The organism is Microcystis sp. M44BS1 (assembly GCF_020244875.1).
Classification (GTDB): domain Bacteria; phylum Cyanobacteriota; class Cyanobacteriia; order Cyanobacteriales; family Microcystaceae; genus Microcystis; species Microcystis panniformis.
The window spans coordinates 1-11232 of record NZ_JADBVM010000174.1; the positions used below are offsets into that span (position 1 = coordinate 1).

Annotated in this window: 8 protein-coding genes and 1 pseudogene; 1 reads left to right on the forward strand and 8 read right to left on the reverse strand. The window is 39.4% G+C overall.

The features are described 5' to 3' along the window. Window positions 1-74: 74 nt before the first annotated feature. The 8 genes and pseudogenes from IM515_RS14075 to rfbG form a co-directional block, all read right to left on the reverse strand. Complete coding sequence (locus IM515_RS14075; RefSeq protein ID WP_287627349.1) at window positions 75-815, reverse strand: Uma2 family endonuclease; 741 nt, start codon at window positions 813-815, stop codon at window positions 75-77. A 148-nt stretch (window positions 816-963) separates the two neighbouring features. After that, complete coding sequence (locus tag IM515_RS14080) at window positions 964-3105, reverse strand: hypothetical protein (protein ID WP_287627359.1); 2142 nt, start codon at window positions 3103-3105, stop codon at window positions 964-966. A gap of 258 nt (window positions 3106-3363) precedes the next feature. Continuing rightward, window positions 3364-4304 (reverse strand): annotated as a pseudogene (locus IM515_RS14085) (glycosyltransferase family 2 protein). A 1-nt stretch (window position 4305) separates the two neighbouring features. After that, window positions 4306-5241 (reverse strand): NAD-dependent epimerase/dehydratase family protein, encoded by a 936-nt coding sequence (locus tag IM515_RS14090; protein ID WP_012264568.1) that lies wholly within the window; start codon window positions 5239-5241, stop codon window positions 4306-4308. Window positions 5242-5265: 24 nt separating this feature from the next. Beyond that, window positions 5266-5808 carry a dTDP-4-dehydrorhamnose 3,5-epimerase gene (gene rfbC, locus IM515_RS14095; RefSeq protein WP_061431652.1) on the reverse strand — a complete coding sequence of 181 codons (543 nt, stop codon included), beginning with the start codon at window positions 5806-5808 and terminating at the stop codon, window positions 5266-5268. An 86-nt stretch (window positions 5809-5894) separates the two neighbouring features. After that, window positions 5895-7241, reverse strand: coding sequence for a lipopolysaccharide biosynthesis protein RfbH (gene rfbH / locus IM515_RS14100; RefSeq protein WP_287627352.1), 1347 nt, complete (start codon window positions 7239-7241; stop codon window positions 5895-5897). Between the two features lie 20 nt (window positions 7242-7261). Beyond that, window positions 7262-8308: a glycosyltransferase gene (locus IM515_RS14105; protein ID WP_287627353.1), complete on the reverse strand. Its 1047-nt coding sequence runs from the start codon at window positions 8306-8308 to the stop codon at window positions 7262-7264. Window positions 8309-8382: 74 nt separating this feature from the next. Further along, window positions 8383-9528 (reverse strand): CDP-glucose 4,6-dehydratase, encoded by a 1146-nt coding sequence (rfbG, locus tag IM515_RS14110; RefSeq protein WP_287726006.1) that lies wholly within the window; start codon window positions 9526-9528, stop codon window positions 8383-8385. Between the two features lie 839 nt (window positions 9529-10367). On the opposite strand from rfbG, the gene IM515_RS14115 reads away from it, so the two are divergent. Beyond that, window positions 10368-11138, forward strand: coding sequence for a hypothetical protein (locus IM515_RS14115; protein WP_287627357.1), 771 nt, complete (start codon window positions 10368-10370; stop codon window positions 11136-11138). Window positions 11139-11232: the final 94 nt, after the last annotated feature.

Consider the following 11232-nt stretch of genomic DNA (forward strand, 5'->3'; position numbering starts at 1 on the left):
ACTGCCCGCAACTAAGTAGGTGCATTAAATTAATTATAAAATAGACCTGTAGGTGGACAATGCCTGCAATTATTTCATACACTATCATCAACTTCAACTCCTAGCGCTCTTAATTTTGCTGCCAAGCGTTCGGCTCGTTGCTTTTCCTGTTCAGCCCGTTGCTTTTCCTGCTCGGCCAACTCCTCTATGGTGGGGAGCAATTGCCCCTCTGCTGTTGCCCAACGTAGCCAAGTAATCGGCTCTTGTTCATCCCCATAAATTCCCTGCCACCGCACTAACACTAGCCCTAATGTTTCGCTGCTGAACCTGCCTTGAGCATCTGGGTTTAAAGATTTATAAACACCCCCTTCTAAGCGATGTCCCGCTAAATCTTCTGGGTCAAAGGGATCATACCAAAAGTATTCTGTCACCCGCAAACGATTCTGATAGATGAGTTTTTTCTCTTCTTTATCTTTTTTGGCTGTACTCTCAGAGAGCAACTCAATCACCACATCAGGAGCTTTTTCTTCTTCCCAGACGACCCAGCTTTTCCGTTCTTTTCGAGGCACGTCCACAACGACAAATACATCAGGTCCGCGATAATCCTCGTTACGCACTTGATTGGGGCTAAAATAAACAAACATATTGCCTCCGACAAACGCTTCCCGTCCTTGAGTTTTTAACCACCCGGAGAGAGGTCTGACTAATAACTGCATTTGCAGTCCGTGTCGCTGGGTTTCCATGGGAATACCATCATCAGAAGGTAGCTCATCTTCGGTCGGTGGTAGCTTGATCCCCAGTGGGTTAGCTGCAATTAGGAGGGTTTCTTGAGCCATTGGTTGGTTGGGGTGAACAACTGATGCCACTTTCTTATCATAAACTATTGTCAATGTCAATACAATTGCGATCACAATTGTGCAGCCAAGCGCTCGGCTCGTTTTAGGCTATATGATTTTGTCAAGATTCTCTGACTTTATTACAGTTCTAATCTTTTATGTAAATCTTACAATTTTTCAGGATAGGGTCATCTATGTTTCTCTCTGACTCTACAAGTTGATAATTATTCTGATAGAGTAATTGTAAAAAAGTGCCATGAAGATTTTCTTTTATGATAGGTACATTTATGGGACATAGGGTGACAATTGGATTGAATTTATTGAGAGCGTCAATAAAACGGGGCTGAAAAGAATTATCCCCAGATAAAATAGAAGTTGTCTCGGGATAGAACAAGACTTTTCTGTTTTTGTGAAGATAATAATAGGATTCAAATGAATCTGAAAGGAGAATTGATGGTCGGTTTAATTGCTTTTCTAATGTAGCCACTCTCTCAGACAAGCTGGCTACAGCAGACATTTGCGAATAGCTTTTAGGGCTTGTAAAATTGGATATCGTTGCGGGGATAAATTTTACAGAAGCGATTAGGGACATAATAATAAAGGGCATGATTAATACACTGACCAGGGAGAGTCTTAATAAATCAAACGAATTGGGCAACAAGATTGGCAAAAATTCCCTAAATGCCATTTTATTCTGCATCAATTCTGGTTCAGATTCGGACATTTTTTTTCGATAAGAACTAAAGACATAATCAATCAAACAACCATAGGAAAGAAAGAAGGGAAGTGATACAGCTAACAAATTACCAGGATGACTTCTATTGACAAAATAAAAGAGGCTAACTATTCCCCAGATGGCAATTACAAAACGATACTTAGCGTTTTTATCCTCAATAGGACTCGGAAAAGATTGTATGATGTTAAAACCGTAAACAACCATAAATATCATCCATATATTATCTGGAAAAGGCAAACCTAGAAAGCCAGAGCCAACTTTAAAAGTAAAACCTATATAATTATAAAAATTGATAAATTCTCCAGCAATAATTCTAAAACTAAAAATAATTATGAAAATGATAATGATAAGATTGATACTAAATGCCGTTAATTTTTTAATCATGTTTTTTGCGCTAAAACCATCTATTTTAAACTCATTCCAATGGTAAATCAAGAAATACATAATCAAGACAATTATACCAGAATCAAAATTACTTAATAGAGCCATTGCCACTATAAAATCTAGAAGCACATCTTGTAAGTTAATTGTTAAAAATCCCATAGAAAAAGTAACTTTATCGAAAAATTTTCTTTCAGATATATACAACAAAGTAACCAGCAAAAGACAAGGAAATAAAGTTCTTAAAGGAAAATATTGAAAGTATAAATCTCGAAATTCTACCCTACCATAAAGATAACTCCAAAATAGGCAGCTAATAAATACCAAAATTCTGAGCAACGGATTTTTGTAGATAGCCTTAGTTATTAAATAGTAAAGAAGAATCTGAAGAGCAATCAAACTACATACAACAATTTTAATAGACAATAGACTATTTCCCATTAATCGTGATAGTAGGCCAAACCAAAGATAATATCCGCCATACCAAGTCGAAAATCCCTCAGAAACCAGTGGGGTAAAAGGGGAATCACTATTAATGGCCGCTAATGGAAAAATAACCGCATTAAAATGGTAGTTCGATTTATCATTATAAACCAGACTCCAAGCAACTGATGTCAACGTCACTAAAACTCCGATAAAAACTATATTCTCAATCAATAATGTTCTCAAAAATTTACGAAGGGAAAATAGATGTAAGAGAAAAAAGAAAATAATTGTTAAGATTAATGCGACTGGAATTAGCACCAAAAAATTCAAGCTTGATAAATAAGTTGTCAGTTCACGCCAATTGTATGACATCTCAGGTTTCATATATAATCTGAGACTTTCAGCAGTTCCTTGGGTAAAGAGCTTTTGAATTGCTATCGTGTTGAAAACAAGACCAAGTCCCCACGAAATTAAAAACTCAAGATTACGACTTTGATTTGTGACTTGCCAATTATTGATTATTTTTGATAAAATAGAACTTAAATAGTTCAAAACTTTACCCAATAATATAGGTAAAACAACAATTGAAATGAAAATGAACAGATACCACATTGCCTCATACCTTTCATTTCCTTTTAATCTACCAAATCTTGTGGTAAGAAGATAATTTACATCAATAAAAATAAGTAAAAAGATACCCACTCCTTTGAGCCATTGATCAATCGCAGTTTTATTCATTTGATACATTTTATTTCCCTCTTTATTTAGGTTCTTCGTTACTTGGTATGGTTCGATAGGGGGGCATAAATCGACTAAACCCTTATCTGGCAAGAGACCTAATTGATTAGTTCGCTCTAGAGCAAAAACAATTGACAAAAATCGCTAAATGCCTTTCTATATAAGGGTTCCATCCCTTATAACCCCCCTCCATTGCATAACAAAAACCGAAGAGCCTTTATTTATTGTCTTTTACAATTTAGATTAAAGAACATCCCTAGGTAACTCTTAATCAAAGTTGACTCGCGCTCTCTCTACCACTAGAGGTCTTTTTAAGCTTCGTCTATTTATCAAACTAATGTATTCTCCTAAAATACCTATAAAAAATAACTGTACAGAAGAAAAAAGAAACAATCCGATAATGATCGCCGCTATTCCTATGGGGAAAAGGTTCCAAAACAGAAGCTTCAAAATCAAAGTCCCCAGACCGACCAGAAAACTCACTAGAGATAGAGCAAACCCGATCATTGTCGCCAATCTTAGCGGAAAATTAGAATAGGTAGTGATACCCAGCATTGCCAGATCGTACATTCGATAAAAATTGAAACTACTCTTACCTCGTTTTCGGACTTTCTGATCATACTCGATTTTAGCACTCTTAAAACCGACTTCTGAAATAAGACCCTTTAAGTAGGGATAAGGATCATCGATCAAACGCAATGCTTCTATCACTTTGTGATCATATAAACCGAAGCCCGTAAAATTAGCAGTTAAGTCAATCTCTTCTGATAGAGTCCTAACTAAAAAATAATAAAATCTTCTTATATTATAGACCAAAGAATTCTCTTGACTCGAGCTTTTAATTCCTTTAACAACTTGATAGCCTTCCTCCCATTTTCCCAAAAAATCGACGATTAGTTCGGGAGGATCTTGACAATCGGCGAAGACTAAAATAACCGCTCTCCAGTTCCTTGTAAGAGGCCGTAATAGGTAGAACGAACAAAGCCAAAATTCCTAGCGTTAATGATAATTTTGACTCTAGAGTCGCTTTGAGAGATTTTCTCTAATATACTGACTGTTTTATCTTGAGAGTCATTATCGATAAAAATATGCTCGTATTCATATTTTCCTAATCTTGCAAAAATATCTTTGACCTCAGTATATAAAAACTCAACATTATCTTGTTCATTGTAGCAAGGAGTAACAACACTAATTAATTTTTTAATCATCTTAAATTTCCTCAATTTTATTTATGTTTAAATGGTCTTTATACCATTTAATTGTATTTTTTAATCCCGTCGTTAAATTATATTTTTGTGTCCAATCAGTCTTTTTTCTCAGCAACTCATTATTAGCACAAATAAACATGGGATCATTGGGACGGTAAGGTAAAGCACCCAGATGAATTAAATCAGGTTTACCTAATAAATTACCAAGTTCAAGTGCTATTTGTCCAACGGTTACAGGTTGACCAGAACCAACATTAACTACACCTGAAACGTTGCTCTTAGCAACTGCCCAAATTGCCGAGGCTACATCCTCAATATGAAGAAAATCTCGAATTTGCTCACCTTTAGTTGTTTTCACCACTTCATCCCGCAGCAGTGAAGAAATAATCCCAGGGATTAATCGTCGCTCATCCTCCATTGGTCCATACTGATAAAATAGGCGAATCCAAGCTACCTCCATTTCGGTTATCTGGGCAAATTGCTGCAAAATAGTGGAAAGTGCGACCTTGGTGGCTGCATATAAGGTTATGGGTTTTGTCAAACTGGATTCAGATAAATATCCCAGACTTAAATCATACTCAAAACAAGTCCCTATACCCACAAACCGCTTACAACCCAGTTCGGCTAATTGAGAGAGAAGATTGATGCTCGCCTGAATTGAATCAAGGTTTTCTTGAGAATTTAGGTATTTACCCGGCACTGCATACCAAGCTAAGTGAATGCACAATTCAGGTTTGATTTCCTGCAAATAAGTATTCACGTTTTCAAATGCTACTAAGTCAGATTGCCATAAATACATTGATGGCAGAATATCTTGAATTCGCCATCGGTTGCTGCTTTCTCGCACAAGCACGTGTACCTCACACCCTTCGGCTACTAAAAGCCTTGCTACATGGGAACCAACAAAACCACTCGCACCAGTAATTAATACTTTCATGCTTTCTTTAAATTGTTTTGATTCTCAATAAACAAACGGACTCCGAAATTCTGAAAAAGGAAGAAAACTCTGATCTCGTTCAGATAAGATAGGATGTAGATTTGGCCAAGGTATTACTACGGAATTCCAAAGAATTCCTGTATCTTCTTTGGGAGAATATACTGTTGATACTTTATAGCACATAATTGCCGTTTCGCTCGTCACATAAAAACCATGAGCTAGGCCAGAAGGGATATAGATTATCTTACCATTTTCAGAACTCAGATTAAACAACTCAAACTCGCCATAGGTTGGCGAGCCTTTACGCAAATCTACCACTACATCCATTACCGAACCTTCGAGACAATACACAATTTTTGTGCAATCTTGCGGAGGAACTTGGAAATGTAGTCCTCTCAAAACATTTTTCTTGGACACCGAATAATATTCTTCAGCAAAGTTAATAATTAACTGGTGACTTTTATAGATGTCCTGATGTAGAGTTTTAACAAAACGACCACGCTTGTCTTCTAAAATAGTGGGGACAATTTCGTAGCACTTAGGAATCCTTGTCTCAGTGATTTTCATCAGTTTTTCAAGATTTTAAGTGGATTGACAGTGGATTAAGGTTGATCCCCCATGCTCGGAAATTTTGTCCCAAAAGTTCGGTAATTTTATTGGCCATGACAAAATTCTCTGATGGTCGTTGCTACATAGGTTAACATCTCCTCGGTTAATCCGGGATAAATGCCTAGCCAAAAAACACTACTCATGATTTTATCGGCATTGCTTAAATCCCCAACGACTCGATAATTTAACCCCTTATAAAGAGGCTGTCGCAATAAATTTCCTCCAAATAATAGCCTTGTGCCGATGCGTTTTTCCTCCAAATGCTTAACTAAATCATTGCGGCTAAAAGGTGCATTTTCCTTGACAAAAATCGGAAACCCGAACCAACTCGGTTCAGAATCGGGGCTGGCTTCAGGCAGAATTAAAACATCTTGAAGCTCCTGTAACTTTTGATGCAAAAAGTCGAAATTTTCTCGGCGCTTTTTGATAAATCCGGGCAATTTATCCAGTTGCGCTACCCCGACGGCGGCTTGCATATCCGTCATCTTTAGGTTATAACCCACATGAGAATAGGTGTACTTATGGTCATAACCGAAGGGTAAATCTCCTAACTGCCAACCGAAGCGCTTATTACAGGTATTATCTACCCCCGGAGGACACCAACAATCTCTGCCCCAGTCACGGAATGACTCGACAATCTTTTTCAAGCGGGTATCGCTGGTTAAAACCGCGCCCCCTTCTCCCATAGTCATGTGATGGGCAGGATAAAAGCTAACCGTTGCTAAATGCCCAAAGGTGCCGGTTTTTTGCCCTTTATAGAGACTTCCCACCGCATCACAGTTATCCTCAACTACCCAGAGGTCATGTTTTTCGGCAAAAGCCATCACCGCTTCTAAATTAAAGGGATTTCCCAAGGTATGAGCGATCATAATCGCTTTAGTCTTCTCTGACAAGGCCGATTCCAGCTGCTGGATGTCGAGGTCATAACCGGGTAATTTAACGTCTAAAAAGACGGGAATTAGCTGATTTTGAAAGATGGGGTTAACTGTAGTCGGGAAACCTGCGGCGACGGTAATGACTTCATCCCCCGGTTTAAGTTGTTTTTCCCCCAGTTTAGGGGAAGTTAAGGCACTTAAAGCCACTAAATTGGCCGAAGAGCCGGAATTGACTAATAAACAATGTTTTACCCCCATCCACTGGGCAAAACGTTCCTCAAATTCCGCCGCATATCTGCCCGTCGTTAACCAGAAATCTAGGGAAGAATCCACTAATTTGACTAATTCTTGCTCATCAAATACCTTACCCGATGCCGGAATATAGGTCTGCCCCGCCACAAAAGCCCGGGGTTGGAATTTGTGCTTGTAGTATTCTTGTACGGCTTGAAAGACTTGCGATCGCAGGTCTTGTTCTTGCTCAGATGTACCAGTCGGACGATGGATAGGTTGTGTCATGATTTGTGCAATAATATTCGTTAGAAAAACCGCTCGATAAAACTATTAATTGTTCTGTCCTTAAAATTGTCTAATCTCAATTTAGAACAACGTCTCCAGAAAAGAGTTTTTTTCTGACTTTCCGTTAATTTAATCCATTCATTATAGGTAGGAAACGCAAATTCCTCAAAAAATTTCATAAATCTTTCACAACCTTTTTCTACAGTAAAATCCTTAGCCCTTTCCTGGGCATTACTGACCATGTTAGCATAAAGGTTGGGACTACTCTTTAACTTACTAACTGCTGAGATAGCTTCGTCCAGAGAATTAACCAAAAGAAAGTCTAAGTCGCTTTTCTTTTCTGCCAAGATTGAGGACTCTGGAGTCATGATTGCTGGAACACCAGTTCGCCAACAATTGATTAATTTATTAGCGGGTTTGTTGATGTATGGGTTGCCATCGAAACTTCTAGCAGCAATAACCACATCTATATTACTATAGTCGTTCCACTTTTTAGGCTCAAGAATTGGCCACCACTTGCATCCTAGAGAAGATAAGGCATCACGCCATTTATCTGATTTCAGTTCTTCTGCTAATTGAGATTGATCACCAAGATAAGCCACATTTTCAACCAGACAGCCACGCTCTTTCAATCGAGGGATCAATCCAGGCTGAGGCCAAGGAGAAATAATATAGTAAGGATTCCAAATAGAATTACGGTTTTTCTGGAAATCCACGGCATTATGAACAATATTTATATGAGCAGGTGGATAAAACTGGAAATCAGATTTCATTGCGATTAACATAGCATTTCCTCCTGGATATTTGTAAAAACGGGTAGGTCGGCCAAGATATTTTTTGATCTCTAGCAAGGTTTTATCAAAACTCTTTTTATCTGCGAACACAATTCCTTCCTCAGGAATTGTGTTAATAACTTCACAATCTAAACCCGCCTTTTTAAGATAGATATAACTCGGCGCAATTTCCGCTGAAAAATGATCATGAATACCAAGGAAAGAGTCGGGATCTTGTCTATTAAATAACCGCATCTCCCTTTCATTTGTTGCGTAGAAGTAAACTTTAGTCATATTTGTTGAATTTATCCTAATGGTGAGGTACGAAGTCTCTGGTTTTGGGGAACGCCGGAATGTAGCGATAAATATTATGGAACACAAAAGCTACCTACTTTTTCACTGAAGACATCGGCCTGGTATAGCTCGATCTGTGATCGGGTTAAGTTTTGAAACCCTTGATTATTGCTAGGTGCAATTTGATTGGCTTGGCGATACCAAAGAACGGTTTCTTGAACTGTCCGCTCAAAATCCCAGACTGGTTGCCATTTTAGGGTATGGAAAGCCTTATCTGTGACTAGATTAAGCAATTTAGCCTCATGAACAGCATTCGGATCACTTTGATCGAGCCAAGTTCCCGGCCAAAGTTGTAGGATAGACTCAACTAACTCTTTAACTGGACGATTAGAGGCTAGAGCCGGACCGAAATTAAACGCCCCATATAACCCCCGGCTGTCTTGCTGCCAATTGGCCGTCATCAACTGCTCATAAATAGACTCAGCTAACCGTAAATAGCCCCCTAAAGGCTCTAAAACGTGCTGCCAAGGGCGAGTCGCTAGAGGGTTACGCACCGGAATCGCTTCCGACTTCATCAAGGCCCGCATTGCATCGGGTACAATCCGGTCTAGAGACCAATCTCCGCCACCGATGACATTTCCTGCCCTGGCGCTGGCAATGCCGATGGCGGTTTGAGGAGTTTTAAAGAAGGAACTGCGCCAAGATGCGATCGCCAATTCCGCCCCAGCTTTGCTAGAACTATAGGGATCGTAACCCCCCAAGGGGTCATTTTCCCGATAACCATAGACCCATTCCCGATTCTCATAGCACTTATCGCTAGTAATAAACACGGCGGCACAGGGATGAGTCAGGCTTTTGAGGGCCTCTAAAACGTGAATAGTCCCCATAACATTTGTGTTCCACGTTTCCACCGACTCCAGATAAGAAAGCCGCACCAAGGGTTGTGCCGCTAAATGAAAGACTACATCCGGTTGCCATGAAGCGATTAAACGAGCCACTAACTCAGCCTCTCGAATATCTCCTATATGATGACTCAGGTTCTGAGCTAAGTCTAATTGGTCGAATAAGGCGGGGGTGGTATTGGGGGCTAAACTGAGGCCTTTTACCTCTGCCCCCAGATGGAGTAACCAAAACGCCAGCCAAGACCCCTTAAAGCCAGTATGACCAGTAATAAAGACCTTTTTGCCCGACCAAAATGCTTTCTTTACCATATTTTCCATCTAGCTTGTCCAGTGTCATCAAGGTGATTGAGCATTTCCATTTCTCGGTAAGTATCCATACACTGCCAAAACCCATCAGGCTCATCCCAGGGGGAGAGGGGAGCTATTATTGTCCGCAAGTCAAATAGACTCGCTATACTGGGTTTTCAGTTAATTTCAACGGCTTTCTGCCAGTAATCGCCGAAAAGAATTTTTGAGAAGGCTTAAAGCCATCACCCTAAATCTTTGGGAGCTACTATACAGGAACTTGACCGAGGATGTCAATTGGTTAATACCAAATTTCTAAATCCATGACAGACATCCACGCTCGAATGCTTGCCAAACCTTCATTCGTTGTGACGCGAATAAAGAAAAATGGTATAAGCTGTTAGGCATCTAGAATGGTTAGCTGAGACAAAAGGGGAGCAGGGAACTTCTGAGCGGGGAGAGTCGTTCTTGATTTTCGATGCCTCGTGATTCGAGGGAAAATCAATTAAGTATTTATACTTATTGTATATGGCTTGAATTTGGTGTGAACATACAGCTATGCTTGGGTGGCAGGGATTTTAATATTGTTCTGGACTCGAAAGTGTTACATAGCGGTTTTAACTCACCTGAAGTACAATTTAATCATTTACTCCTGCCTCCTGCCGACCCTATGGCTGCTTCAAACTTAGGGCTATGTACTGAGCGTGACATGAAGGGTGCTGTGGCCTACCTAGGTGGGTCGTGGGGACCGGTTCACCCCCATCTCCTCTCCCACTCTGGAGACGTGATGCTCGTGGTGTTGGCAAATCGTTTAGACTGGCTATATATTAAGCTAAAACTTGAACTCGTACCGAACTTTATCTAATTTGTAAATGAGTAAAAAAACCTTCTGTATTTTGGAACAGGGCAAACTAAGTAATGAGCCTTGCACTATAGAAAAACGAGAACTATTTACTACTGAATTTAGTGACTTTTATCGCCTTAATTGGGCAACGGAAGATGACCCCAATGCTTTCATTACTGCAAAAGGAGTGACTTGGAGTGAGGGCAGGAGCTTGCTATATAGGGAAGTTCCTAAAGATTATGAATACTACATTTTTATCGATGATGATGTTACCTTTGTTGCTGATGAAGGAGTAGATATTCCCAAAAAGATAAAAGAATTGCTCGATGAATATCATCCCATTGCTGGAACTTTTTATGATCCTAAACAGTGGGCATTTCTACCGATTAAAGCTTCTTATGAAGAGTTCATCTCCAGAAAATGCTTTCCCATTAGTGGATATGATGCAGAATCTCAAATCCTCTCCCAAAGCTATGCTGATGTTATCTTACCGGCGATTTATCATGGGGCACATCGGACTGATTGGTATCTTCAGTGGGTTTGTTATCAAACCTTTCCCCTGAAGCAAATGTGTTTTACTGACATTCGAGTTAAGAATGCCCGCAGCGGTGGCCATAGTAAAATTCAAAAGCCGCAGCATTATGAGCCAACAGAAGCATTGTTTTTGTTTAATCGACACGCCAAGAAGCCATATCCATTGTTGAAAAAAAAGGATGATATTCTTAAAAATAATGTTGAAGTTTTTGAGCGGCTATACTTTGCACGGCTACAACTTGCATTTTTTACTCAAGGACAATAATATAGTTTAAGAGTCATAATTAGAAGCAAAGCACTCATTAAAAACATGATTAACCTAGAATTCACGGAAGAAGAAAAGAACTCACTGTATTATG

Coding starts and splice junctions, on each gene's coding strand:
- rfbH (WP_287627352.1), bottom strand. CDS start 7,241: ATGACACAACCTATCCATCGTCCGACTGGTACATCTGAGCAAGAACAA.
- rfbG (WP_287726006.1), bottom strand. CDS start 9,528: ATGGAAAATATGGTAAAGAAAGCATTTTGGTCGGGCAAAAAGGTCTTT.
- IM515_RS14090 (WP_012264568.1), bottom strand. CDS start 5,241: ATGAAAGTATTAATTACTGGTGCGAGTGGTTTTGTTGGTTCCCATGTA.
- IM515_RS14115 (WP_287627357.1), top strand. CDS start 10,368: ATGAGTAAAAAAACCTTCTGTATTTTGGAACAGGGCAAACTAAGTAAT.
- rfbC (WP_061431652.1), bottom strand. CDS start 5,808: ATGAAAATCACTGAGACAAGGATTCCTAAGTGCTACGAAATTGTCCCC.
- IM515_RS14080 (WP_287627359.1), bottom strand. CDS start 3,105: ATGTATCAAATGAATAAAACTGCGATTGATCAATGGCTCAAAGGAGTG.
- IM515_RS14075 (WP_287627349.1), bottom strand. CDS start 815: ATGGCTCAAGAAACCCTCCTAATTGCAGCTAACCCACTGGGGATCAAG.
- IM515_RS14105 (WP_287627353.1), bottom strand. CDS start 8,308: ATGACTAAAGTTTACTTCTACGCAACAAATGAAAGGGAGATGCGGTTA.